General features: G+C 72.4%; 28 protein-coding genes. 18 read left to right on the forward strand and 10 right to left on the reverse strand.

Going from position 1 to position 24532, the window contains the following annotated elements; genetic code table 11:
- Together AC1DY2_RS01465 and AC1DY2_RS01470 are read left to right on the forward strand one after the other, a co-directional pair.
- A partial coding sequence (locus tag AC1DY2_RS01465; RefSeq protein ID WP_476760800.1) for an adenosylhomocysteinase occupies window positions 1-837 on the forward strand: 837 nt, incomplete at its 5' end.
- Entirely contained in the window at window positions 834-1571 is a 738-nt protein-coding gene (locus AC1DY2_RS01470) for an IclR family transcriptional regulator (protein ID WP_476760801.1), read from the forward strand. The genes AC1DY2_RS01465 and AC1DY2_RS01470, both read left to right, overlap by 4 nt.
- Window positions 1572-1612: 41 nt before the next feature.
- On the opposite strand, the gene AC1DY2_RS01475 is transcribed toward AC1DY2_RS01470, so the two are convergent.
- Window positions 1613-2260, reverse strand: a complete 648-nt coding sequence (locus AC1DY2_RS01475; RefSeq protein ID WP_476760802.1) for a uracil-DNA glycosylase — start codon at window positions 2258-2260, stop codon at window positions 1613-1615.
- A 30-nt stretch (window positions 2261-2290) separates the two neighbouring features.
- Here AC1DY2_RS01475 and AC1DY2_RS01480 point away from each other — a divergent pair, with 30 nt between their 5' ends.
- Both AC1DY2_RS01480 and AC1DY2_RS01485 read left to right on the forward strand, forming a co-directional pair.
- Window positions 2291-2485: a hypothetical protein gene (locus tag AC1DY2_RS01480; protein WP_309973859.1), complete on the forward strand. Its 195-nt coding sequence runs from the start codon at window positions 2291-2293 to the stop codon at window positions 2483-2485.
- On the forward strand, window positions 2482-2910 hold the full coding sequence (locus AC1DY2_RS01485; protein ID WP_476760803.1) for a DoxX family protein: 429 nt from the start codon (window positions 2482-2484) through the stop codon (window positions 2908-2910). The genes AC1DY2_RS01480 and AC1DY2_RS01485 overlap by 4 nt, the downstream gene beginning before the upstream one ends.
- Here AC1DY2_RS01485 and AC1DY2_RS01490 read toward each other — a convergent pair.
- Window positions 2825-3421 carry a hypothetical protein gene (locus tag AC1DY2_RS01490; protein ID WP_476760804.1) on the reverse strand — a complete coding sequence of 199 codons (597 nt, stop codon included), beginning with the start codon at window positions 3419-3421 and terminating at the stop codon, window positions 2825-2827. The genes AC1DY2_RS01485 and AC1DY2_RS01490 overlap by 86 nt on opposite strands.
- A 94-nt stretch (window positions 3422-3515) precedes the next feature.
- Between AC1DY2_RS01490 and AC1DY2_RS01495 the strand changes: the two genes are divergently transcribed.
- The 4 genes from AC1DY2_RS01495 to AC1DY2_RS01510 all read left to right on the forward strand — a co-directional run bounded on the left by AC1DY2_RS01495 (window position 3516) and on the right by AC1DY2_RS01510 (window position 6712).
- Window positions 3516-4211, forward strand: coding sequence for an NAD-dependent deacylase (locus tag AC1DY2_RS01495; protein WP_476760805.1), 696 nt, complete (start codon window positions 3516-3518; stop codon window positions 4209-4211).
- 110 nt (window positions 4212-4321) lie between these two features.
- Window positions 4322-5497: an AI-2E family transporter gene (locus tag AC1DY2_RS01500; RefSeq protein ID WP_476760806.1), complete on the forward strand. Its 1176-nt coding sequence runs from the start codon at window positions 4322-4324 to the stop codon at window positions 5495-5497.
- Between the two features lie 16 nt (window positions 5498-5513).
- The gene (locus AC1DY2_RS01505) at window positions 5514-5894 is read left to right on the forward strand and encodes a hypothetical protein (RefSeq protein ID WP_476760807.1); all 381 of its coding nucleotides are present in this window, start codon (window positions 5514-5516) and stop codon (window positions 5892-5894) included.
- A gap of 5 nt (window positions 5895-5899) precedes the next feature.
- Complete coding sequence (locus AC1DY2_RS01510) at window positions 5900-6712, forward strand: nitroreductase family protein (protein WP_476760808.1); 813 nt, start codon at window positions 5900-5902, stop codon at window positions 6710-6712.
- Here the strand turns inward: AC1DY2_RS01510 and AC1DY2_RS01515 are convergent.
- Window positions 6646-7536 (reverse strand): glycosyltransferase family 2 protein, encoded by an 891-nt coding sequence (locus AC1DY2_RS01515; protein WP_476760809.1) that lies wholly within the window; start codon window positions 7534-7536, stop codon window positions 6646-6648. The two genes, AC1DY2_RS01510 and AC1DY2_RS01515, sit on opposite strands and share 67 nt — an antisense overlap.
- A gap of 9 nt (window positions 7537-7545) precedes the next feature.
- Window positions 7546-9405 (reverse strand): Na+/H+ antiporter NhaA, encoded by a 1860-nt coding sequence (nhaA, locus tag AC1DY2_RS01520; protein ID WP_476760810.1) that lies wholly within the window; start codon window positions 9403-9405, stop codon window positions 7546-7548.
- A 312-nt stretch (window positions 9406-9717) separates the two neighbouring features.
- Here nhaA and AC1DY2_RS01525 point away from each other — a divergent pair, with 312 nt between their 5' ends.
- Window positions 9718-9933, forward strand: a complete 216-nt coding sequence (locus tag AC1DY2_RS01525) for a hypothetical protein (RefSeq protein WP_476760811.1) — start codon at window positions 9718-9720, stop codon at window positions 9931-9933.
- Window positions 9934-10140: 207 nt separating this feature from the next.
- Window positions 10141-13932, forward strand: coding sequence for a DUF7507 domain-containing protein (locus AC1DY2_RS01530; protein WP_476760812.1), 3792 nt, complete (start codon window positions 10141-10143; stop codon window positions 13930-13932).
- Here AC1DY2_RS01530 and AC1DY2_RS01535 read toward each other — a convergent pair.
- A complete protein-coding gene (locus AC1DY2_RS01535; RefSeq protein ID WP_476760813.1) occupies window positions 13929-15548 on the reverse strand; it encodes a DHA2 family efflux MFS transporter permease subunit in 1620 nt (539 codons plus the stop codon). The genes AC1DY2_RS01530 and AC1DY2_RS01535 overlap by 4 nt on opposite strands.
- Window positions 15549-15803: 255 nt before the next feature.
- Here AC1DY2_RS01535 and AC1DY2_RS01540 point away from each other — a divergent pair, with 255 nt between their 5' ends.
- Entirely contained in the window at window positions 15804-16106 is a 303-nt protein-coding gene (locus tag AC1DY2_RS01540) for a DUF1540 domain-containing protein (RefSeq protein ID WP_309973839.1), read from the forward strand.
- A 74-nt stretch (window positions 16107-16180) separates the two neighbouring features.
- Here the strand turns inward: AC1DY2_RS01540 and AC1DY2_RS01545 are convergent, their stop codons facing one another.
- On the reverse strand, window positions 16181-16771 hold the full coding sequence (locus tag AC1DY2_RS01545; protein WP_476760814.1) for an NADPH-dependent FMN reductase: 591 nt from the start codon (window positions 16769-16771) through the stop codon (window positions 16181-16183).
- A gap of 88 nt (window positions 16772-16859) precedes the next feature.
- On the opposite strand from AC1DY2_RS01545, the gene AC1DY2_RS01550 reads away from it, so the two are divergent.
- From AC1DY2_RS01550 to AC1DY2_RS01565, 4 genes are all read left to right on the forward strand, one after another.
- The gene (locus tag AC1DY2_RS01550; RefSeq protein ID WP_476760815.1) at window positions 16860-17336 is read left to right on the forward strand and encodes a MarR family winged helix-turn-helix transcriptional regulator; all 477 of its coding nucleotides are present in this window, start codon (window positions 16860-16862) and stop codon (window positions 17334-17336) included.
- 105 nt (window positions 17337-17441) lie between these two features.
- The gene (locus AC1DY2_RS01555; protein WP_476760816.1) at window positions 17442-17921 is read left to right on the forward strand and encodes a helix-turn-helix domain-containing protein; all 480 of its coding nucleotides are present in this window, start codon (window positions 17442-17444) and stop codon (window positions 17919-17921) included.
- Between the two features lie 109 nt (window positions 17922-18030).
- Window positions 18031-18906 (forward strand): hypothetical protein, encoded by an 876-nt coding sequence (locus tag AC1DY2_RS01560; RefSeq protein WP_476760817.1) that lies wholly within the window; start codon window positions 18031-18033, stop codon window positions 18904-18906.
- A gap of 13 nt (window positions 18907-18919) precedes the next feature.
- On the forward strand, window positions 18920-19285 hold the full coding sequence (locus AC1DY2_RS01565; protein WP_476760818.1) for a hypothetical protein: 366 nt from the start codon (window positions 18920-18922) through the stop codon (window positions 19283-19285).
- On the opposite strand, the gene AC1DY2_RS01570 is transcribed toward AC1DY2_RS01565, so the two are convergent.
- The 3 genes from AC1DY2_RS01570 to AC1DY2_RS01580 all read right to left on the reverse strand — a co-directional run bounded on the left by AC1DY2_RS01570 (window position 19282) and on the right by AC1DY2_RS01580 (window position 21185).
- Window positions 19282-19887 carry a ClpP family protease gene (locus tag AC1DY2_RS01570; RefSeq protein ID WP_476760819.1) on the reverse strand — a complete coding sequence of 202 codons (606 nt, stop codon included), beginning with the start codon at window positions 19885-19887 and terminating at the stop codon, window positions 19282-19284. The two genes, AC1DY2_RS01565 and AC1DY2_RS01570, sit on opposite strands and share 4 nt — an antisense overlap.
- Window positions 19884-20507, reverse strand: coding sequence for a ClpP family protease (locus AC1DY2_RS01575; protein WP_476760820.1), 624 nt, complete (start codon window positions 20505-20507; stop codon window positions 19884-19886). Before AC1DY2_RS01575 ends, AC1DY2_RS01570 begins: the two co-directional genes overlap by 4 nt.
- A 156-nt stretch (window positions 20508-20663) precedes the next feature.
- On the reverse strand, window positions 20664-21185 hold the full coding sequence (locus tag AC1DY2_RS01580; RefSeq protein ID WP_476760821.1) for a MarR family winged helix-turn-helix transcriptional regulator: 522 nt from the start codon (window positions 21183-21185) through the stop codon (window positions 20664-20666).
- Window positions 21186-21286: 101 nt separating this feature from the next.
- Here AC1DY2_RS01580 and AC1DY2_RS01585 point away from each other — a divergent pair, with 101 nt between their 5' ends.
- Window positions 21287-21862, forward strand: a complete 576-nt coding sequence (locus tag AC1DY2_RS01585) for an NADPH-dependent F420 reductase (RefSeq protein WP_476760822.1) — start codon at window positions 21287-21289, stop codon at window positions 21860-21862.
- Window positions 21863-21866: 4 nt separating this feature from the next.
- On the opposite strand, the gene AC1DY2_RS01590 is transcribed toward AC1DY2_RS01585, so the two are convergent.
- Complete coding sequence (locus AC1DY2_RS01590) at window positions 21867-22676, reverse strand: MBL fold metallo-hydrolase (RefSeq protein WP_476760823.1); 810 nt, start codon at window positions 22674-22676, stop codon at window positions 21867-21869.
- An 81-nt stretch (window positions 22677-22757) separates the two neighbouring features.
- On the opposite strand from AC1DY2_RS01590, the gene AC1DY2_RS01595 reads away from it, so the two are divergent.
- Both AC1DY2_RS01595 and AC1DY2_RS01600 read left to right on the forward strand, forming a co-directional pair.
- Window positions 22758-23498, forward strand: a complete 741-nt coding sequence (locus AC1DY2_RS01595; RefSeq protein WP_476760824.1) for an NUDIX hydrolase — start codon at window positions 22758-22760, stop codon at window positions 23496-23498.
- 19 nt (window positions 23499-23517) lie between these two features.
- A partial coding sequence (locus AC1DY2_RS01600) for a phytoene desaturase family protein (RefSeq protein WP_476760825.1) occupies window positions 23518-24532 on the forward strand: 1015 nt, incomplete at its 3' end.

Here is a 24532-nt window from a genome sequence, read left to right on the forward strand (position 1 = left end):
GTCCTCGACAACGGCGCGGACCTCGTCGCGGGTCTCGTCGCCGCCGGCATCGAGGGCGACGTGGTCGGCGGCACCGAGGAGACGACGAGCGGCGGCATCCGGCTGCGCGGCGAACTCGCCGGGCGCGTGCCGTTCCCGTCGATCGTCATCAACGACAGCCCACTCAAGGCGATCGGCGAGAACCGGCACGGCGTCGGCCAGTCGGTCGTCGAGAGCATCATGCGCATCACGAACCTGATGATCCCCGGGCGGCGGTTCGTCGTCGCGGGCTACGGCTGGTGCGGGCGGGGCATCGCGCAGTACCTCCGGGCCTTCGGCGGGCGTGTCGCGGTCGCCGAGATCGACGAGATCAAGGCCTTCGAGGCGGCCCTCGACGGCTACCGCGTGGGCGAGCTCGGCGACCTCGCCGAGTGGGGCGAGTTCTTCATCACCGCCACGGGGCATCCGGGCATCATCACCGACGCCGTCATCGACCGGATGCCGAGCGGCGCCGTGCTCGCGAACGCCGGCCACTTCCCGTGGGAGATCGACACCGAAGCCCTCTCCGGCCGCGCCGTCGCCGTGACCGAGCTCGACGCGGCGATCGAGCGCATCGACCTGCCCGACGGACGCGAGCTCATCCTCCTCGCGGGTGGCCGCATGGTGAACCTCGCCGGACGGGAGCCGAAGGGCAACTCCCTCGAGGCCATGGACCTCGGCTTCCTGCTGCAGTCGCTCTCGCTCGAGCGGGTGGCGACGGATGCCGCGTCGCTGGCGCCCGGGCCGCAGCCGGTGCCCGACGACCTCGAGCGCGAGATCGCGCGACGGTTCGTCCGGGCCCTCGGAGCCGACCGGTGAGCCCCGAGCCCGAGGCGACCACGGCGGGCCGCGGGGTCGAGTACGCCGCGCCGGCCCTCGACAAGGCGCTCGACATCCTCGAGCTGCTCGCGAACGAGGCGGGCGGGCTCACGCAGACCGAGATCGCCGAGGCGGTCGGTCGAAACGTCAGCCAGATCTACCGCGTGCTCGCGACCCTCGAGCGCCGCGGCTACCTCACGCGTGACGACCGGTCGGCGCGGTACGTGCTCTCGATGGCGCTGTTCGACCTCGCCCACCGGCATCCGCCGCTCCGTGGCCTCGTGCAGCTGGCCGCAGCGCCCATGCGCGAGCTCGCCGATCGCATCCGCCAGTCGTGCAACCTCGGCGTCGACGACGCCGGTGAGGTGCGCATCATCGCCCAGGCCGAGTCGCCCGCCGACTTCGGCTACCAGGTGCGGGTGGGCGCGCGCTTCCCGCTCGAGACGACGGCGACCGGCGCGGTGCTCACGGCGGGGGCTCCGGATGCCGCGGGCCGGCTGCTCCCCGGAGAGGCGGAGCTGCTCGCGGCCGGGTACCTGACCCGCGCAGACCGCCTGCAGGCGGGCATCACCGACGTGGTGGCCGCCGTCACCGATCGCGCCGGAGGCACGATCGCCGCGCTGACCGTGCCGTACATCGGCACCTCGTACAGCGCCGTCGGCCTCGACGAAGTGGTCGCCGCCGCCCGCGCCACGGCCGCGGAGATCTCGGCCCGCCTCGGCGGTGCCCGCTGATCGTCGCCGCCGCGCGCTGGGCGCCGGGCGCGGCCTGCCGATCAGCGGATGACGCCCTCGTCGAGCAGCGCCTGCAGTCCCGCCCGGAACCCCTCACGACCGCCGTGCGACGGATGCCGCACCCGCGGCACGTCCCACCCGCTGCGGGCGAGGCTCGCCTGCGCGACGTTCCCGACCGCGACGATCGACCGGATGCCGAACACCTCGGCCAGGGCCTGCCACGACCACGCCCATTCCGCCGTCTCGGCACCGGTCGGCGTGCGGTTCGACAGCGGGGCATCCGGGCGATGCGGGTGCAGGGGGAACGCGCTCCACAGCAGCGGGAGGAAGTCGAGGCCCTCGAGGACCTGCCACATCACCGTCGCCGTCGGCTCGGCGGCGACGCCGGCGGCATCCGGGATCTCATAGCCGTGCTCGGTGCCGAACAGGTCGAAGTGCTCGACGCCACGACGCAGGAGCACCGTGTTCGTGAACGGTACGCCCGTGATCGCCATGCCGCGGTAGCCGGGTGCCTCGCCGACGAGGAGCGTCGCCGGCTGTCGCTCGGCGAGCTGGCGCAGGTAGCGGTCGAGGTTGCGCCGCCGCAGCGCATTCTCGGGGCGGGAGGCATCGAACGGGTTCGCGCTGTTCGGGCCGGACCCGCCGGCCGCCAGCCGTTCGATGAAGCCGTCGATCGCATCGGGGGCCATGAGCGGTCATCCTACGGCTAGCCTCGAAACATGAGTCGAACCGTCTGGACCGTCATCGGCGTGATCGTCGCCGTCCTCGTCGCCTGGTTCCTCGTCGACGTGGTGTTCAGCCTGCTGTGGTTCATCGCCAAGCTGGCCATCGTCGCCGTGGTGGCCGTCGTCGTCTTCTTCGTGCTGCGCGCCGTCGTGCGCCCGTCCGACGACCGGAAGTCGATCGAGCGATGAGCCGCCGTTCGGGCGTGCCCGCCTCGACGCCGGCCCGCACCCTGGGGCGACTCGTGCTCGCCGCATTCCTGGTCTTCGCCGGCGTCAGCCACCTGTTCTGGGCGCGCCGCGAGTTCCGTGCGCAGGTGCCGCCGTGGGTGCCGATGGACCCCGACGCGGTGGTGGTCGGCTCGGGCGTGGTCGAGGTCGGCCTCGGCGCGGCGCTCGTCGCGCTGCCGCGCGAACGCGGTCGCATCGGCGCGATCGTCGCGGCGTTCTTCGTCGCCGTGTTCCCCGGCAACCTCGCCCAGTGGGCCGAGCGTCGCGACGCGTTCGGCCTCACGACCGATCGGGCGCGGTTCATCCGCCTGTTCTTCCAGCCGCTGCTCGTGGCGCTCGCCGTCTGGTCGACGTCGCCGAGGGTCGGGTCCGGCCCCACGGCTTGAACACCGACAGCGTCATCGCCGCGAGGAGCGCGGTCGACGAGACGACGGGCGGGAAGACGAGGTTCGCCGTCACCGCGGGCGCCACCCCGTCGGCGAGCGCCGCTCGACCGCCGTCGGCGAGGGTCGTGAGCCCGGGCCAGAGCACGAGGACGACGAGCGTCACGAGCACCACGTTGACGACGAGCTTCACGAGCACCCAGCGGTAGCGCACCAGCCCGTACTTCGTGCCGAGCCCCAGGAGCACCCCCGTGGCCAGGGTGAGGAGCCCGACGATCACCAGCGGCCACGTCGACACCGCGACGAGACTGGCCGCCGCGGCGCCGGCGCCCATCGCATCCGCGGTGAGCGCGGTGACGACGAGGATGCCGAGTGCCAGGTCGAGCCCCAGCCAGGTGCCCGAGGCCGCGATGTGCACGAGCAGCAGGAGCTTTCGCGCGCGGGATGAGAGCGGCATCCGGATGACCCGGGCCTCCGTGCGCGGGAGTGGCGGCGTGCGCGTGGTGGTGCCCATGCCCTCCACGATGCCGGTGCGGTGGGGCCGCGGCATCCGCCCGTCGGAGTCACCTGGCATACCCCGACGGACGTACTCGCGATTCAATGGAGGCATGCGACTCGTCGTGCTCACCGGCGCCGGCATCTCGGCCGAGAGCGGCGTGCCGACGTTCCGCGACGCGGGCGGACTCTGGGAGGGGCACCGCGTCGAGGACGTCGCCACCCCCGAGGGGTTCGCGCGCGATCCCGTCATGGTGCACCGCTTCTACGACGCGCGGCGCCATGCCGTGGCCCAGGCCGAGCCGAACCCGGCGCACCTGGCCCTGGCGCGACTCGAACGCGATCTCGGCGACGACCTGCTCGTGGTCACGCAGAACATCGACGACCTGCACGAACGCGCGGGCTCGCAGCGAGTGGTGCACATGCACGGCGACCTGCTGCAGGCGCGCTGCCTGGCGTGCGGTCGGCGGGTGCCCGTCGCGGCCGACCTCGTCGAGCGGCCGCCGTGCCCCGAGTGCGGCGAGCGGATGCTGCGCCCCGACGTGGTGTGGTTCGGCGAGATGCCCTACGACCTCGACCTCATCGACGAGGCGCTGCTCGCCAGCGACCGCTTCGCGGCGATCGGCACCTCGGGCGCCGTGTACCCGGCGGCCGGCTTCGTGATGACGGCCGCCGCGGCGGGCGCGCACACGATCGAGCTGAACCTCGCGCCGAGCGAGATCACCCCGCTGTTCGACGAGGTGCGGCACGGCCCGGCGAGCGTCGTGGTGCCCGACTGGGTCGACGAGGTGCTCCGGGCGCGTCGGTGACCGCACGCCGTGCAGAGCCGAGCCGTGCCGTGCCGAGGGGGACCGTACCCCATCGGTCGGGCGCAGGACAGGGGGTTCGTCCCCGGCCGCCCGGCCCCTAGGGTGAGGGCATGAGCGATCGACCGCCCTCGCCGGTGCGCCCGGAGCGCCTGTGGAACGACCGACTCGGTCGCTGGAGCATCCGGAGCCTGCAGGTCCTCCTCGTCGTGACGCTCGCCGCGCTCGCCGTGTGGGCGCTGGTGCAGGTGAAGCTCCTCGTCATCCCCGTGCTCATCGCACTCATCGTCGCCTCGGCCGCGGCGCCGCTCGTGGGCTGGCTGCGACGTCGCGGACTGTCGCCGATGCTCGCGGCGTGGGTGACACTGGTCGGCGGCATCCTCGTGCTCGGCGGTGTCGTCACCGCGATCGTGTTCGCGGTGCGCAACCAGTGGGACGAGCTGGCAACCTCCGCCACCGAGGGGTTCGACGACCTGCAGGCCTGGCTCAAGGACCTGCCCTTCCCGATCGACCAGGAGCAGATCACCTCCGCGCGGGACGCGGTCGTCGACTACGTCACGAGCGCCGAGTTCGGCGCCGGGGCGGTGCGGGGCGTTTCGGCCGCCACGGAGTTCGTCGCGGGGGCGCTGCTCGTGCTGGTGGTGCTCTTCTTCTTCCTCAAGGACGGCGACCGCATCTGGGCGTTCTTCCTCCGCCCCTTCAGCGGCGTGCGGCTCGAGCGCGGACGCCGGGTCGGCACGACGAGCGTCAAGGTCTTCGGCGGCTACATCCGCGGCACCGCGATCGTCGGACTCGTCGACGCCGTCGTGATCGGCCTCGGCCTCGTGATCCTGCAGGTGCCGCTCGCCCTGCCGCTCGCTGTCATCGTGTTCCTCGGCTCGTTCATCCCGCTCGTCGGCGCCACGGTCGCCGGCATCCTCGCCGCGCTCGTCGCGCTCGTGGCCAACGGACCGGTCGTCGCGCTCATCGTCGTCGCGATCGTCATCGCCGTGAACCAGCTCGAGGGCGACCTGCTGCAGCCCGTGGTGATGGCGCAGTCGCTGAAGCTGCATCCGCTGGTCATCCTCATCGCCCTCACCGCCGGCACCATCCTCGGCGGCATCGTGGGCGCCGTGCTCGCGGTGCCGATCGCGGCGGTCGGCTGGGCGATCATCAAGGTGTGGGACGGCCCCGACCCGTCGATCGACGCACGCAAGCCACTGCGCCGACGGCGCGAGACGGCCTCGGGAGCCACCTCGCAGGGCGAGCAGCTTCGGCAGGACTCCGCCGGCGGAAGCCCGGTGGCCTGACGTGCGCTCCGCGCCGATGTTCACCGCGGCCACGGTGAGCTACGCCGCGAACTGCGCGCTCGGGGCATCCGTCGCCCTGCGTCTCGTCGACACCCGGAATGTGCGGTGGGTGCACCACGCGCTCTACATCGCGACCTTCTCGATCGCCGTCGGCGCGATGAGCTCGGCCGTGTGGGGGAGCCCGCGGGGCTCGAGCCGTGCCGCCGCCGCGCTGCTCGCCCCGGCCGCCGTGCCGCTGACGCTGATCCCGTATGCGGGCACTCGGACACGGCGGCATCCGCTCGTCGCGCTCACCGCGGCGCCGTTCTTCCTCGCCGCGCTGGTGCGTTCGAGCCTGCCCGAGCGCACGAGGCCGCAGACCCGGAAGCCCGGGACCACCCGGAAGACCAGGAAGTAGGACGCATGGAACTGCTCGACGCGATCCGCCGCCGCAAGACCACGAACGGGCCGTTCCTGCCCGACCCCGTCTCGGAGGAGCACCAGCGGATCCTCATGGAGGCGGCCGGCCGGGCGCCGTCGCAGCTCAACAGCCAGCCCTGGCGCTTCGTCGTGATCGAGGACCGCCCGACCATCGAGGCGATCGCGCGCATCTCGGGCGAGAGCATGACCGAGGCGATGTCGAACGGCACCTTCTTCGAGCGCTACAAGCCGTACTTCCGGTTCAGCCAGGCCGAGATGGACGAGCAGCGCAGCGGCATGCTCTTCGACAAGCTGCCCGCCCCGCTGCGCCCGTTCACCAGCCAGGTGTTCACCAAGCGCGGGCAGAAGCTGATGAACACGTTCGGCGTGCCCAAGACGCTCGGCGAGGAGAACCGCAAGCTCGTCGCCGGGTCGCCGCTGCTCCTCGGCGTCATGCTCGACCGCAGCGAGTACCGGCCCGGGCAGCTCTCGTCGTTCTACTCGGTGTTCAGCATGGGCGCCGCCATGGAGAACGTCTGGCTCACGACGGTGGAGCTCGGCATGGGCATCCAGTTCATCTCGTTCCCGATGGAGGTGCCCGGCCGGTGGGACGAGATCGTGCGCCTGCTGCGGGTGCCCGACGAGCTCGAGCTCATGGCCGTGTACCGGCTCGGCTACGTGCCCGAGGAACAGCGCCGGCCCGCGATCGACTGGGTCAGCCACGAGCGCAAGCGGCCGTCGCAGTACGTCTACCGCGAGACCTGCGAGACGCCGCAGGCGGGCTGGGACGACGTGCGCCCGCCCGATCGGGCCTGAGTCCGGCGCGCCCGCGCGATGCGCGCCCACCGATACGGCGGCAGCTCCTCGGGCCAGTGCCGGGTGAATGTGTGCACGCCCATGCTCGCGGAGCGCCAGAGCTTGCCCGGATCCCGGAACGGCCGCGTCGACACCCCCACCGAGAGCCGGCGGTCGCGCAGCACCCTCGTGCCCGGCGGCAGGTGGATGCTGAGGTCGAGGTCGTCGTGCACGCGCTGGTCATGGCGGCAGACGTCGTCGCGTACGGCCAGCCAGAGCTCGCGCCGCAGCAGCGCCGACGACCCCCAGAGTGGCCGATGCCCGAGCGCGACTCCGGCGAGCACGGTGTAGCCGCCGAGGTACGCCGTGATGAGCAGCCGTGATGCGAGCGACGGCGCGCTCGGCAGCCACGCCCACCCCGTGACAGCCTCCACGGCCGGGTCGGCGAAGCGCTCACGGGCGTCCCGCACCCAGTCGGGCGGCAGCACGGTGTCGGCGTCGACACGCGCGAGCAGGTCGCCTGATGCCGCGTCGAGGCCGGTCGAGGCCGCCGCAGGGATGCCGACGACGGGCTCGGGGACCACGCGGCATCCGTAGCGCGCCGCCAACGGCCCCAGGTCGCCGTTGCCGCCGTTGTCGACGATGACGATCTCGTCGGGCGCGACGGACTGCGCCGCGACCGAGGCGAGCAGCCGCTCGAGGCGGTCGCGGTCGTTGCGCACCGGCACCACGATCGAGAGGGTGAGCGCCCGGCCCGCGGAAGCTGCTCGGCCCCCGGCCTCGCTCGCGGCGTCGGCCGCAGCGTCGGTGTCCGCCTGAGCGGTCAGCGGTTCGTCGGGTGGCATGCCCCCACGCTAGGCACCGGCGGCGGGCTCACCAAGGGGCTTGCGCTCCGCCTCGAGCGCGGCGATCAGCGTGGCCGAGTCGTACGGGCCCTTGTGGCGGCGCTCGCCGATGAAGAACGTGGGCGTGCCGTGCAGGTCCATCATCTGCGCGTCGAGGCGGTCGTCCTCGACGCGTCGCACGACCGCGGGCGACCGCAGGTCGTCGGCGAAGCGATCCATGTCGAGGCCGAGGTCGCGGGCGTAGCGGCAGAGGTCGTCGGTGGTCAGGTCGTCCTGGTTCGCGAACAGGGTCAGCGCCATGTCGAAGAACCGGCCCTGCAGCGCCGCCGCCTCCACCGCCTGAGCCGACTCCCGCGCGTGCGGATGCACCGCCTCGAGGGGCAGGTGGCGGAACACCCAGCAGACGTCGTCGCCGAAGTGGTCGATGACCGCGTCGATCGATCCCGTCGCCCGGCTGCAGAACGGGCACTCGAAGTCGCCGTACTCGACGATCAGGTGGGGCGCGTCGGGCCGCCCGCGGAAGTGGTCGCGCTCGGGGTCGAACGGCCGCACGAGCTTGGCGCCGACGGCGACGGGCGGCCGCAACCGGTCGCCGACCAGGAAGATGAGCCAGCCGAGCACGAAGGCGATGACGGATGCCGCGAGCACGCCGACGCGCGCGAGATCCTGGGTCTCGGGGTCCTCGATCGCGAGTCCCACGATGAACAGCGCGATCGTGAAGCCGATGCCCGACAGCGCCGCGCCTCCCGAGATGCGCGACACGGTGAGTCCGGGCGCGAGGGTGCCGATGCGCAGCATCCGCACCAAGGCCGTGGCCCCCGTGATGCCGACGAACTTGCCGATGACGAGGCCCGCCACGATGCCCCAGGTGAGGGGCGACGACACCGCGGCCGACAGCGTCTGCGGGTCGAGCTGCACGCCGGCGTTCGCGAGCGCGAAGATCGGCAGCACGATGAACGCGACGTAGGGCGACCACGCCGCCTGAAGCCGCTCGTTGATGGAGATGGAGTCGCGCAGGCTCCGCGTGGCCGCGCGCGCATACGTCGTGTTCGGCGACTCGCGGAACGCGCGAGTGAGCTCGGCGGCCCGCTCGACCTCCATGCGGCGCGGGGGGAACACCGGGATCACGAGGGCCACGGCGACGCCCGCGAGCGTCGGGTGCACGCCTGCTGCGCCGMCGCCCAGCCACAGGCCGAAGCCGAGCACGGCGTAGGCCGGGCCGCGGCCGACGGGCAGGAAGCGCACGAGGGCGAGGGCCACGAGCAGCACCGCGCTGATCACGAGCGGCAGCAGCTGGATGCCCTCGTTGTAGAACACCGCGATCGCCACGAGCGCGCCGATGTCGTCGACCACGGCGAGGGTGAGCAGGAAGGTGCGCAACCGCCACGGGAACTTGGGCCCGATGATCGCGAGGGCGCCGAGCAGGAACGCCGTGTCGGTGGAGATCACGACGCCCCACGCGTGCATCTCGTCGGTGCCCGCGTTGAACAGCATGAAGATCGCGGCAGGGAGCACCAGCCCCGCGACGGCCGCGATGACGGGCACCGCCGCGCGCGAACGGTCGGTGAGCTCGCCGATGGTGAACTCGCGTTTGACCTCGAGGCCGACGGTGAAGAAGAAGAACGCCATCAGGCCGTCGTTGACGAGCTGGTGCAGCGTGAGCTGTGCCTGGAACCCGCCGACGACGATCTCGACATGCGTGTCCCAGAACGCGTCGTACGTCGACCCCCATGGCGAGTTCGCCCACACGATCGCGATCAGGGTGAAGCAGAGGAGCAGCAGTGCGGAGAGGCGGTCACCGGCGCCGGCGCCGGCGGGCGGCGGCGAACGGCGGGGCAGCACCGGAGCCGTGGTGGTGGCGCTCGTCATACGGTCGATTCGGTGCGCGGAGTCAGCGCTGGCGAGGAGCGCGGATGATCGACCAGAGCGCCGCGAGGAGCAGCACGCCGCCGACGGCGACGATCAGTCCGAGAATCGACCAGATCACGGTTTCGATGTCCACGTGTACCTCCGAGGGGCTCCCCGCCATTCTGTCGTGCCCGGGCGCGCGCCCACCAGAGGCAATCCGTCAACCCGTTGACCCTCGCGCCGGTCGAGCGGACGCTGGAGGCATCCGCACGCGGCATCCGGATGGGAGATCGCCCGGGGCATCCGCATGCGGCCTTCGACCGAGGAGGGGCCATGACCGAGCCACGCGACCACGCCCAACGGCACGACGCCGACCGCTTCACGCCCGACGTCGGGCAGGACGAGACCGAGGGCGAGCCGCGCAACGACGCCGACAACATCATGCACGACGGCGACGACCTCGGCCCCGACGCGAACGAGCTCGACGCCGACAACCCGGTCGAGGAGCAGACCCTCGAGGCGGTCGACCCCGACAACGCACCAGACTGAGCCGGGAGCCGGCCGGCTCCCGCCCCCGTGCGGGTGCTTGTCCCGCTCGGCCCGCATCCGGGAGGATGACGGGAAGGTCGAGGGGGTGCCGACGTGCGTGAGCAGGTCGAGGGGTGGGCTGCGCGATCGCGCCGGCGTGCCCATCGTCGGGTCCGTTCCTCGTCGCCTGCCACTCGCCGGGCGGCGGCGCTGCTCGCCGCATCGCTCGTGATCGCGCTGGGGATCGCGGGATCGGCGCTGCAGCATCCGGCGCAGGCCGAAGCCGTACCCGGAGTGCCTGAGGCGCCCACGCTGGTGTACAGCGAGGACTTCCAGAACCGACCGGGGCCTGCGCCGATCGTGCGGTTGAACGCGTATACCGGCGTGACCGGGGAGACCTACACGGCGGCACCTGGATGGCTGACCGGGTGCAACGGCTGGATCGCGTCGGCCAACCAGACCCTGAACGGCGCCGCGCAAATCACCGACTGCAACGTGAACGGCGCCAACGGGCAGGTCTACTGGAACGCGACCCAGCAGCTGTCGCAGGCGCTCGGGGTCTTCCGCGGCCAGTCCGTCACCGCGGCCCGCGACAACTACTCCGTCTCGGCGTTCACCGCCAACAACCCCGGGGCCGGGGCCGTCGAGTTCCAGACGGTGACCAATGTGCCGTTCGTGGGGGCGAACCGGTTCATCAACTTCAGCGTCGACGTCGCGGCGGTCAACTGCCAGGTCGGTGCGCCGCTGCTGCAGTTCTCCCTGCTGACCGACACCGGCGCGGCGGTGCCCGTGGGCTCCCAGATCAACGCCTGTGCGAGTCTTACGACCGTCGCGGTGCCCGCGCTCGGCCAGGCCGCCGCCGCGACCGCCAGGGTCGGCACCTACACGTCCAACGGCGCGGTCCTCGTGAACGGCACGTCCATCGGCGTGCGCATGGTGAACAACTACGGCAGCGGCGGCGGCAACGACCATGCGTTCGACAACATCAGCATCATCGACGTGACCCCGGCGCTCGACAAGTCGTTCGCGCCGTCGCGCCTGCTGACCGGCGAGACGTCGGTACTGACCTTCACGGTGACGAACACGAGCGAGCTCGCGGCGAAGAACGGCTGGTCGTTCACGGACTCGCTGCCCACCGGCCTCGTCGTCGCAGCAGGCGCCCCGGCCACCACGTGCCCGTCGGGGGTGGTCACCGCACCGCTGGGCGGTGCGCAGATCGCGGTCGCGGGAGACCTGGCCAACCGCATGACGTCATGCACCATCAGCGTGAAGGTCACGTCCGACACGGCCGGGACCTACGTGAACGGGCCCGCGAACGTGGCGGGCGTGGGTGTCGACGGCCCTGATCCCGCGACCGTCACCTTCGCCACGCCCGTGAGCCTCTCGATCCAGAAGACGGCGACCAGCAGCCCATACGTTCCCGGACAGCCGCTCGGGTACACGGTGACCGTCTCGAACGGCGGCCCGGGCACCGCGGTCGGAGCGACCGTCACGGATCCGCTGCCCGCCGAGCTCGCGGGGGCCGGCTTCGCCTGGGCATGTGCACCCAGCCCGGGCAGTACCTGCACGGCCACCGGTGCGGGTGATCTCGCCGACACCGTCACGATCCCGGCTGGCGGCACCGTCACCTACGCGGTGACCGGCACCGTGCCCATCGACGCCACCGGCGACCTCACGAACGTCGCGACGGTCACCCCGCCCGCCGATGCCGACGACCCGGCGTGCACGCCCGACTGCACGACTGCGGTGACGAGCGTGGCTCCCGCCCCGGCGATCACGCTCGAGAAGTCCGCGGGCGACACGGCGGCGACCACCTTCGTCGTCGGGGGCGACGTCACCTACTCGTTCGTCGTGACGAACACCGGCAATGTGCCCCTGGCGTCGATCGCGGTGGTGGAGGGCGCCTTCAGCGGCACCGGCGTGCCGACGGCCCCGTCGTGTCCGACCAGCCCACTCGGCCCGGGCGAGCAGGTCCTCTGCACGTCGACGTACACGCTGACGCAGGCCGACATCGATGCGGGCTCGCTGAGCAACACGGCGACGGCGACCGCGCAGCCGCCGTACGGGGGCCCGATCGAGTCGGCGCCGTCCACGGTGCTCCTGCCGGCCGACCAGGCGCCGGCCGTGTCGCTCGTGAAGACCGCGACGCCCGCCGTCGCGTCGGCCACGGGCGAGCCGATCGAGTTCGCCTTCACGATCGAGAACATCGGCAACACCACGTTGACGTCGGCGTCGGTCGCCGAGCTCGCGTTCGACGGCACCGGGCCGCTGACCGCGCCGACCTGCCCGACGGGAGGCTTCGTCCCCGGCGAGCAGGTGGTGTGCACGGCGGAGTACGAGGTCACCCAGGCCGACATGGACCGGGGCTCGATCACGAACACCGCCACGGCGTCGGCGTCGTCGCCCCTCGCCACGGCGGTGTCGGAGTCGTCGACGGTCGTCGTGGACCTCGTGCAGTCGCCGTCGCTGACGCTGGCCAAGTCGGCCGACGTGGAACGCGTCGATGCGGTGGGCGACGTGGTGTCGTACGCGTTCCTGGTGACGAACACGGGCACGGTGACGGTGACGGATGTCGCGGTGCTCGACGTGCCGACGCCGCCCGCGGGTGCCCTCGCCACCGGCCCCGACTGCCCCGAGACCGTGCTCGCCCCCGGCGAGGGCACCACGTGCACGGGCACCTACGTCGTGTCGCAGGCCGACCTCGACGCGGGTGCGATCGAGGACACCGCCACCGCGTCGGCAATCGCCCCCGACCGGTCGACGGTGACCTCCCCGACGTCCACCGTGACGGTGGACGTCGCACAGGCGCCGCAGCTGACGCTCGCGAAGTCGGCGAACGTCGCGTCGGTCTCCGCCGTGGGCGACGTGATCGGCTACGAGTTCCTCGTCACGAACACGGGCACGGTGACGGTGAACGACGTCGGGGTGCTGGACGTGCTCGCGCCGCCTGCGAGCGGTCTCGTGACCGGTCCCGACTGCCCCGAGGCGGTGCTCGCCCCGGGTGAGGACACGACCTGCACCGGCACGTACGTCGTCACCCAGGCCGACCTCGATGCGGGCGCCGTCGGCGACACCGCGACCGCCCGCGGGCTCGTCGGGTCCGGCACGGTGGTCGAATCTGCGCCGTCCACCGTTACCGTCGACGTCGCGCAGGCCCCGGCGATCACGATCACCAAGACGGCCGATGTGGCGAGTGTCGCGGCGGTCGGCGACGAGATCGAGTACGAGTTCCAGGTCTCGAACACCGGGACGGTGACCCTCACGCAGCTCGCGATCGACGACGTGGCTGCGGCGCCCGCGGGCGAGCTCACGACGGGCCCCGAATGCCCGGTGGCGACGCTCGCGCCCGGTGCGGAGACCACCTGCACCGGCACGTACCTCGTCACCCAGGCCGATCTCGACGCCGGCTCGATCGAGGACACGGCGACGGCAGCGGCGTTGGCTCCGGATGCCTCGATCGTGCGATCGGCGCCCTCGACGGCGCTCGTCGCGGCGGTGCAATCACCCGCGCTCACCCTGGTCAAGACCGCCGACGTGACGAGCGTGTCGGCCGAGGGCGATGCGATCGCCTACGCATTCGTCGTCGCCAACACCGGAACGGTGACGCTCACGGAGGTCGTGGTCGACGACGTGCCGGCCGCGCCCGCCGGCGAACTCACGACGGGGCCGGACTGCCCGGCCACGACGCTGGCCCCGGGCGAGGAGACGACGTGCACCGGCACCTACCTCGTCACCCGGGCCGACCTCGACGCCGGATCGATCGGGGACACCGCGACGGCGAGCGCGTCCGCACCCGACGGCACGCCGGCGGTGTCCGCCCCGTCATCGGCCGTCGTCGACGTCGAGCTCCCGGTCGTGCCGCCCGGCTCGGGCTCACCCGGGCAGGGGTCGCCTGCCTCGCCGCCGAGCGCCGTCGCGTCGACGGGATACGACATCGCACCCCCGATCCTCGGGGCGACGGCGCTCATCCTCGCCGGGATGGCGGTCGCCGCCGCGACCCGTCGTCGCCGGAGGTCCTAGGCCGGCGACCCGCCGCTCGCGGCCGGCACGGTGTCGACGTCGTCGGTCGCCGACGTGTCCTGCCTGCGCCCCGACCCGAGCGAGATCGTGGCAAGGAGCCCGACCGCGAGGAATCCGGCCGCCGTGAGCGCCGACGCCCGGGTGGCATCGCTGAACGCCTCGCGCGCCGCCTGCGCGGCCTCGGGCGACTGCGCTTCGATGGCCGGGATGGCCGCCCCGGCGCTGTCGACYAYGGCGTCGACGACCTGCTCGCGCTGCGGCTCGGGCACGAACGGCTCGAGCTCGTCGTCGAGGTTGGCGCCGAGCGAGGTGAACAGCACCGTGCCGAGGATGGCGATGCCGAGCGCCGACCCGAACTGGCGCGCGGTGCTCTGCGTGCCCGACGCCTGGCCGCTCTGCCCGACGGGCACGTCGGCGAGCACGACGCCGGTGAGCTGCGCGGTCGCGAGACCGACGCCGAACCCGTACACGAACAGGCCGATGACGATCTGCCACCACGGGGTGTCGACCGCGATGACGAACGCGATGACGACGAGGCCGGCGATCTCGAGCAGGATGCCCACGCGCACGGTCCACACGGGCGCGACCCGCTGGCCGAGGGTGCCCGCGACGCCGCTGGCGGCGAACGCGCCGATGGCGAGCCCGAGCAGCACGTAGCCGGTCTGCAGGGCGTCGTAGCCGAGCACGTTCTGCAGCCAGAGCGGCAGCGACAGGATGATGCCGAACTCGCCGAGCGACACGATGAGCGCCGCGATGTTGCCGTTGCGGAACGACGGGATGCGGAACAGCCCGAAGGGCAGCATCGGGTCCTGGCCGCGCCGTTGCCGGGCGAGGCCCCAGGCCACGAAGGCGGCGCCGCTCAGCACGGCGATCGCGAAGAGGAACGGCGTGGGCGAGATCGGGAGGGTCCACTCCCACTCGCCGAACATGAGCGGCGACTCGGTCTCCCACCACCCGTAGATGCGGCCCTCGATGAGGGCGAAGACGAGGCTCGCCGAGGTGATCACCGAGAGCACGGCGCCCACCGGGTCGAGGCGCATGGGGTGCGCGGCCCGCGACTCGGCGACGGTGAGCAGGGCGCCCACGATCGTGATGATGCCGAGCGGCACGTTGATGCCGAACGCCCACCGCCACGAGTAGTCCGTCGTGAGCCAGCCGCCGAGGAGCGGTCCGACCGCCGCCATGCCGCCGATCGTGGAGCCCCACACCGCGAAGGCGATGCCGCGCTCGCGCCCGTGGAAGTTCGCGTTGATGATCGACAGGGAGGTCGGCAGGATCATCGCGCCGCCGACGCCCTGCACGACCCGCGAGAGGATGAGCAGGTCGCCCGTCGGTGCGAGGGCTGCGGCGACGCTCGCGAGGCTGAAGATCGTGATGCCGATGACCATCATGCGTCGGCGGCCCACGCGGTCGGCGATGGTGCCGAACGTGAGCAGCAGGGCGGCGAACACGATGGTGTAGCTCTCCTGCACCCATTGCACCTGGGTGGACGTGATACCGAGGTCGTCGACGATCGAGGGGATCGCCACGTTCACGATCGTCGAGTCGACGATGATCAGCGCGACGGYGAGGCTGATGACGACCAGGCCGATCCAACGGCGTGCTGCGGATGCCACGTGCGCTCCGATCTCGTACGGGTGACTCGCTCACCCTAGGCCGGTGACGCGGCCGACGGCATCCATCCGAAGTTCGTCGCCGCAGCGATGGCGAGCGGCTGCAGGGGCGATCCGACCGATGCACGAAGGTTAGGCTAGCCTCACCAAAAAAGTGCCCCTGATCTGCGGAAAAGTCGGCGTCGGATGCTGCGGGCGACCGGTCGTCGGGGCTACCATCGCGGTATCGCACCGTCGCAATCGCCCTTGGAGGTCACCATGAGCATGACGCTCGACGATCTGCCCGCCGTCGCCGAGTGTTCGGTGTCCGGCTGCTCGTACAACGACCATTCGCACTGCCACGCCGCCGCGGTCACCATCGGCGGATCCGTCGGCGACGCGGAGTGCGCCACCTTCATCCCGCTCGGCACGAAGGGCGGACTCGACAAGGTGCTCTCGCACGTCGGCGCCTGCCAGCGGTCGGAGTGCGTGCACAATTCGTCGCTCGAGTGCACCGCGGCATCCGTTCGCGTCGGCCCGGGCGTCGACGACGCCGACTGCCTCACCTACGAGCCGGCCTGAGCCACCACGAACGCCCCGGCGCACCGCGATGAGCGGGCGCCGGGGCGTTCGTGCGCGAAGCGCGGTCGGTCGGGTCAGGCCGCCTGGGCGAGCGCGGAGCGCGCGTCGCGCACGCCCTTGAGGGCAGCGGCCCACGGCACGAGCTGGTCGAGCTGGGTCGCGAGCATGCCCTGGTGGTAGGCCGCGGGCGTGAACACGTGGTAGTTCTCGAAGTCGGTCATGAGCGAGAACGCGACCTGCTGGCGCACGTCGGCGACCTGCAGCTCGCCGAGGATGAGCCGGAGGTGCTCGGCCGCTCGGGTCCCGCCTGCCGCGCCGTAGCTGACGAGTCCGGCCGCCTTGTCGTTCCACTCGCCGTAGACGAAGTCGAGCGCGTTCTTGAGGGCGCCCGAGGTGGAGTGGTTGTACTCGGGCGTCACGAAGATGTAGCCGTCGAAGGAGTCGACCTTCTCGGCCCAGGCCTTCGTGTGGTCGTTGGCGTACTGACCGAGGCTGGGCGGCATGGCCTCATCGAGGTGGGGGAGCGCGAAGTCGGCGAGGTCGACGAGCTCGAACTCGGCGTCGGTGCGCGTGGAGGCGTGCTCGAGCACCCAGTTCGCGACCTGGTCGCCGACGCGGCCCGGACGCGTGCTGCCGATGATGATGCCGATCCTGACAGTGGACATGGTGTGTGTGCCTTCCCGATGAAGTAGTTGACGCGTCATCATAACCTTAATAGATGACACGTCAACCAATCTCCACTAGGCTGGGGGCATGTCCGAGGTGTCCGAGATCGATGCGACCGAGTGGCAGCTCTGGCACGACTTCGCCACGATGCACCGCGACCTCATGCGCGAGCTCGACCGGCGCCTGCAGCGCGATGCGGGCATCTCGCAGGGCGACTACGGCGTGATGCTCACGCTGTTCCAGGCGCCCGACCATCGCCTCCGTCCCGGCGAGCTCGGCGACGCGATCGCGTGGGAGAAGAGCCGCCTCTCGCACCAGCTCACCCGCATGGCCGCGCGCGGGCTCGTCGAGCGCGTCGAGTGCGACACCGACGGCCGCGGCTCGTGGGTCGTGCTCACCCGCGACGGCCGCCGGGCGCTGCTGGGCGCCATGCGCGATCATGCCTCGGCGATCCGCGGCCTCTTCCTCGACGTGCTCCAGCCCGACGAGAAGCGCATGATCGCCGACGTCGCCGCGCGGGTGAGCGAGCGGCTCGACGAGGAGCCGGCACGCGCGGCGAGGTGAGCCCCGCCGGGGGCTGAGCACACGCGGCGCGCTGCCGCGGCATCCGGATTCTGCCCTGAGCGGATCGGGCTGACGGCGGCGACGGCGCGCGATTAGCCTCGGCACATGGGCAAGGTCGTCGAGTTCCCGGGGGCGGTCGCCCCGCAGGCCACCAAGCCGCTCTGGCGGCACGTGCTCGGCGAGGTGCTCCGCGGCGAGCGCCTCGAGCAGGAGCGCATCCTGACCGAGGTCGCCGCCACGGCGGGCGTCTCGCCGCAGTACCTCTCCGAGATCGAGCGCGGGCGCAAGGAGCCGTCGTCCGAGATCCTCGGGTCGGTCGCCGACGCGCTCGGCCTCGAGCTCGTCGACGTGGTGCGCCGCGTGGGCGATCGGCTCGGGGCGCGGCTCGACGCCGAACGCCGTGAGGCCGCGCGGCGCGAGCGGCTCACCGTCGAGGCGTCCTACGCGTTCCGGGCGGACGCCGTGGCGCGGCATCCGCTGGACGTCGCCATCGTCGGACTGGGCCACACGGATGCCGCGGGCTCGGTGGTCGTGACGGGCGTCGGGCTCGCCGCGCCCGGCGACGTGTTCCTGCTCGCGGCGTAGCGCTTCCGCGGCACCTCCCGCGGCTCGCGCTCGCGTGCGCCCGCGAGCCTGCCCGAACGCCTGCACATTGGAGCAGGTCGCCGCCGCGGTCGCGAGCGACGATGGTGGGATGGGCCGCATCCGTCACCTGGAGCAGGGCCCGGAGGCGCAGGACGCAGCGGTGCCCGCCCCCACGGCCCACCGTGCGGAGGCGCCCGGGCTCGACACCGCCCGGTTGCGAGCCGAACCGGCCGGCATCGCGCGGGACGCGATGGCCAGGATGCAGGGCACGGTCGGCAACCGCGTGGCGCAGCGGGTGGTCGCCGGGGAGCAGCTCCGCGGGGTGCCGGCGGGGGCCGCGCCCGTGGTCAGCCGCGACGAGACGACCCGCACGGCGATCTCCGAGACGACCGACACCGGCAACACCTACACGCAGGACCTCATCCTCAACCGCACCCAGTCGAGCATCGAGATCACGCTCGGCATCAACTGGGTGCGTCACGGCACCTGGGCATCGGATGCCGCGTACGCCGCGTTCATCCGCCGTGTGAAGACCGCGGCGTACTCCTACCTCGACAACAAGTTCAAGGTCGTCTGCACGCCGAACTCGGCGGCCGCCGGGCCGGCGCCGATCGAGCTCCCGATCACGTTCCTCCTGTACGACCTCGACAGCGGCTACCAGATCGGCGTGCACGGCGGCGCCCCGGGCGGCGACAGCGCGATGGCGGCCGCCGGCGGCAACGTCTACGAGCTCGAGGGCAGCGGGGCGCCCGAGATCGACATCACCTACGCCCACGAGTTCGGCCACGCGGCGCTCGGCGTGAGCGACGAGTACTCGAACCCGGCGATCCCGGGCCGGGTGCTGACGAACGACCACAGCATCATGGCGAACTACTACGCTCAGGGCATCCCGCAGGCGAAGTTCAGGGCGCGCCACTTCCAGCACATCGTCACCGAGGTGGCGCGGGCGTTCGCCGGCTACACCTGTTCCCTGCGGGAGATGTGAGGAGGGGGCCGACATGATCCTGCGGTACCGGCGCGGACACGAGATGTCCGGCTACGTGACGCTCACCGTCGAGCCCGATGGCACCGCGACCTCGTCCCGTTCCGGTCGTGGCGACCTCGGGCGTCGTGAGGCGACCGGCGTGCTCACCCCCGCGCAGGCCGAGCGACTGTCGGACGCGGTCGAGGCCGCCGACCTCGCGCACCTCCGGGGATCGACGCGCCGCATCGGCGACGACGAGGTGCCCGTCACGGTGGAGCTGGGTGGCGGCGCCGAGCGGCACGAGCTGCGACTGTGGTCGGAGGACGCCGCCGCCAACCCGGCCTTCGTCGCGTTCGAGGCGACCGTGCGAGCCCTCGTCGACGAGCTGCTCGCGTCCTAGCGGGTGGCGGCCAGCGCCTGCGCCTCGAGCACGTGGTCGGCGAGGCCGTAGGCGACCGCGGCCGCCGCGGGCAGGATGAGGTCGCGGTCGGTGTCGTGGCGCAGCGTCTGCACGTCGCGCCCCGTGTCGGCCGCGAGCGCCGCCTCGAGCTCGGCCCGAACGCGCACCACCTCATCGGCGTGCAGGATGAGGTCGGGCACGGTGCCGCGTCCCTGCGTCGAGGGCTGGTGCAGCGTGACCTTGCCGTGCGGGAGGATCGCGCGCTGCCCCTTCGCGCCGCCCGCGAGCAGTACCGCGGCGGGGCCGCCGGCCTGCCCGACGCATGTCGTCGCGACATCCGGCCGGATGTGCTGCATCGTGTCGTACACCGCGAGGGCGGCCCCGGGCGATCCGCCGGGCGAGTTCAGGTACAGGCTGATCGGCGTCTCGCTCGACTCCGACGCGAGGTGCAGGAACTGCGCGATGAGCACGTTCGCGACGCCGTCGTCGATCTCGGTGCCGAGGTAGACGATGCGCTCCGAGAGCAGGCGGCTGTAGACGTCCATCGTGCGCTCGGCGTTGCCGCGCTTCTCGACGACGTAGGGGATCGTGTAGGAGCTCATGCCGGCACCCGCAGTCCGGTCATCTGGCGGGCGCTGCCGCCGTAGAGCTCCTCCGAGCCGTGCACCACCCGGTCGACGAAGCCGTACTCCACGGCCTGCTCGGCGGTGTACCAGCGGTCGCGCAACGAGTCCTGGGCGATGCGCTCGATCGGCTGCCCGGTGAGCTCGGCGGTGATGGCGAGCACCACGTCGCGCGTGTAGCGCAGGTCGTCGGCCTGCAGCTCCACGTCGACCGCCGTGCCGCCGATGCCCGACGAGCCCTGGTGCATGAGCACCCGCGCGTGCGGCAGGGCGTACCGCTTGCCGGGCGTGCCCGCCGTGAGCAGGAACTGGCCGGCGCTCGCCGCCCAGCCGACGGCGACGGTCGCCACGTCGTTCGGGATGGCACGCATCACGTCCATGATCGCGAGCATCGCGGGCACCGACCCGCCGGGGGAGTTGATCCAGAAGCGGATGTCGCGGCGCGGGTCGTCGGCGGCCAGGGTGAGCAGCTGCGCGATGATGCGGTTGCCGCCGGCCTGGTCGAGCTCGTCGCCGAGCACGATGATGCGCTCGTGGAACAGCCGTCGCGTGAGCTCGGCGTCGATCGGCTGGATCGGTGGGGTCTCGTATTCGCTCATGACCCCAGCCTGCGCCGGGGCCGGCGGCGGTGGGGCGGATGCCGCTCACGGCAGCGCTGCCCGCAGCAGCGCTGCCACCCCACCCCTTCGTGAGGACGGAATTCGCGGGTGGGCGACGCGGACGACCCGCAGATCCCGTCCTGTCGCGGCCGCGGGTCAGCCCGCGCGGGCGACGGCCGGGCCCTCGCTGAATTGGCATGACGTCGCAGTCAGCCGCTCGTCGGGGTCCAGGCGCGACAGCACGGCCCCGGCGATGGCGTAGAGCTGCTCGAGCTGATCGGGGGAGAGCGCGTCGAGCACGTTCGACCGCACCGTCTCGACGTGGCCGGGCGCGGCATCCGCGATGAGCTGCAGGCCGGCGTCGGTGATGGTGGCATTCGTGGCGCGACGGTCCTCGGGGCACGGGAACCGGCGGATGAGCCCGCGCTCCTCGAGCCGCCGCGCGACATGCGAGAGGCGGGGGAGGGTCGCGTTGGTTCGGGACGCGAGCTCGGTCATGCGCATGGTGCGATCGGATGCCGCGCCGAGCGACATGAGCACCCCGTACTCGAAGTGCGTGAGCCCGGCGTCGCGCAGCAGCTGGGCGTCGAGCGCACCGGGCAGCAGCTCGGTGAGCGCGACGAGACGCACCCAGGCGGCGGATTCCTCGGTGCTCAGCCATCTCGTCTCGCTCGTCATGACTCCATCCTACCGCATTGGTTGACGCGACAACTGATTGCCGCTAGGGTGATGGTTGTACCAACAAGTAACCGCGCCCGAAGGGCGCACGAGAGGACGACATGACCACCGTCAGCATCATCGGCAACGGCAACATGGGCAGCGCGATCGGGGCCATCGTGGCCGCCGGCGGCAACAGCGTCGAGGTCGTGGGCCGCGACGCGAGCGACCCCATCACCGGCGACATCGTGGTGCTCGCCGTGCCGCACTTCGCCATCGACGAGATCGTCGCGGCACGCGGGGCCGACCTCGCCGGACGGATCGTCGTGGACATCACGAACCCGCTGAACTTCGAGACCTTCGACTCGCTCGTCGTGCCGGCCGACGGCTCGCGCGCCAGTGAGCTGGCCAAGGCGCTGCCCGACTCGCGCGTGCTCAAGGCGTTCAACACCAACTTCGCCGCGACCCTCGCGCAGAAGACCATCGGCGGCCTGCCCACGACGGTGCTCATCGCCGGCGACGACGAGCTCGCCAAGCAGGCGCTCGCCGACGTCGTGCGGGCCGGCGGCCTCAACGCGGTCGACGCCGGCAGGCTCGCACGCGCCCGTGAGCTCGAGTCGCTCGGGTTCCTCCAGCTGACCGCCGCCGTCGGCGAGAAGATCGGCTGGACCGGCGGCTTCGCGCTCGTCGCGGCCTGACGCGCTACGCCCGCCCGCGGAGGTACACGAGCTGCGCTCGAACGGATGCCTCCGCGGCGGGCCGCACCGCGGCATCCGTGTCGACGTAGACGAGGTCGGTGACCTCGCCGACCGACGCGTCGGCGCCGAGCTTCGCGAGGGCACGGCGCACCTGCTCGAGGCGGTCGGCGCGGTGCACCAGGTAGTCGTCGCAGATCGAGCCGAGGTCGCGGAGCACCGGTCCGTGTCCGGGCAGCACGGCGACCATGCCGCGCACCGAGCCGGCGAGGGCCTTGAGCCGGCCGAGCGACTCCAGGTAGGGGCCGAGCGCCCCATCGGGATCGGCGATGATCGACGTGCCGCGGCCGAGGATGGTGTCGCCCGTGAGCACCGATCCGTGGTCGCCGTCGTCGGCGAGCACGAAGCACGCCGAGTCGGCCGTGTGCCCCGGGGTCCGCATGACCCCGATCTCGATGCCGGCGGCCTCGATCACCTCGGTGTCGATGAGCGGGGCGCGATCGATGCAGAACGCCGGATCGACCGCGGCGACCGGCGCGCCCACCCGGGCGGCGAACTCGGCCAGCGCCTCGCTGTGGTCGGGGTGGTGATGCGTGAGCAGCACGAGCTCGACCGGGCCGAACGACGCCAGGCGGTCGAGGTGCGACGCGATCGACGGGCCGGGATCGACCACGACCGTGCCCACGGCGCCCGGTGCCCGGAGCACGTACGAGTTGGTGCCGTCGAGCGTCATCGGCCCGGGATTGGGCGCGCGCACGAACGTCGCGAACGGCGACACGGCCTCGTCGTCGGGTCCGCGGAATCGAGGCAGTTGCATGCCCGAAGTGTATCCACCGCGGACGCGCGTCGGGCGGCGGGAATCGGTGCGCTCGCCGCGCGCGCGGCCTAGTCTGAAGGCATGAACACGGACCTTGAATCCCTCACCAACGATGAGGTCTCCGGCGCAGCGGCCACCGTCGTCCTGCTGCGCGACGGCGAACGCGGCGTCGAGGTGCTCCTCGCGGAGCGACCGCGCGACCGCGGCTCCTTCGCCGGCGCGTGGGTCTTTCCCGGCGGTGCCGTCGACGAGGCCGACGCCCTCGGCGGCTCGGTCGACACCGAGGACGCCGCCCGCCGCGCCGCCGTGCGCGAGACGCGCGAGGAGATCGGACTCGAGCTCGACCGCTACGACCTCGTGCCGTTCTCGCACTGGACGCCGCCGAAGAACTCGCCCAAGCAGCTCCGCACCACCTTCTTCGCCGTGCGCGTGCCCGACGGCGAGATCACTCCCGCCCCCGAGGAGGTCATGGCCGTCGAGTGGTTCCGACCCGTCGACGCGCTCGACCGGCACGCCGCCGGCTCGTTGACCCTGTGGCCGCCGACCTGGGTGACGCTGCACGGGCTGCAGCGCGCGGCATCCGTCGACGCCGCGCTCGCCGAGCTGCGCTCCGGCGACGTGAAGCCCTATGTCGCGCAGGTCAGCGACGACGGGCGCACGATCCTCTGGCAGGAGGACGACGAGCACGAGAGCCAGCAGCGGCGCCAGTCGTCGAACCCCGCCGTGCCCGACGAGGGGCCCGACGCCGAGGGCAACCAGCACCGGCTGGTGATGGACCGCCTGCCGTGGATCTACGTGAACACCATGGGAGCCGGGTTCTGACACGGTGAGCCCACAGCCCGTGATCGACGTCACGGTCGTCGGAAGCGGGCCGAACGGCCTCGTCGCGGCGGTCGTCGCGGCGCGGGCCGGGTTGTCGGTCCGGCTGCTCGAGGCCGAGTCGTCGATCGGCGGAGGCGTGCGCTCGGCCGGGCTGACGCTCCCCGGCTTCCGGCACGACGTCTGCTCGGCCGTGCACCCGGCCGCGCTCGCCTCACCGGTGTTCCGCAGGCTCGGCCTGCTCGACCGACTCGAGTGGATCGTGCCCGAGGCGTCATACGCGCACCCCCTCGACGGCGGCCGCGCGGGCATCGCCTGGCGCGACCTCGACCGCACCGTCGCCGGTCTCGGACGCGACGGACCGGCGTGGCGGTGGCTCATCGCGCCGCTCCTCGCCCGGCAGCGCGGGGTCGCCGAGTTCACGGGCTCGCAGCTGCTGCGCGTGCCGCGCGACCCGATCGCGACGGCGCGGTTCGGGCTGCGTGCGCTCGAGCAGGGCACGTCCCGGTGGGACGCCCGCTTCGCCGGCGACGTGGCGCCGGCGCTCCTCACCGGGGTGATGGCGCACGCCGCGGGCCGGCAGCCGTCGCTCGCCACGGCCGGCGCCGGACTGCTGCTCGCGATGCACGCGCACGGCGTGGGCTGGGGGCTGCCCAAGGGCGGCTCGCAGGTCATCGCCGACGCGCTCGCGAACGAGCTGCGCTCGCTCGGCGGTGAGATCGTGACGGATGCCCCGGTGCGCGCGCTCGGCGACGTGCACAGCCGCGTGGTGCTGCTCGACACCGCGCCCGAGCTGCTCCTCACTGCCGACCTGCCCGCGCGGTATGCCCGCGCCCTCGGGCGGTACCGCTACGGCTCGGGCGTCGCCAAGGTGGACTTCGCGCTCGACGGGCCGGTGCCGTGGACGAACCCCGAGGTCGGCCTCGCGCCCACCGTGCACCTCGGCGGATCGCGCGACGAGATCGCCGCGGCCGAGAACGCCGTGCAGCAGGGGCGCCAGCCCGGCGTGGACGACGGCGCGCCGCGGCATCCGTACG

Source organism: Agromyces sp. P1_H4 (genome assembly GCF_056405255.1).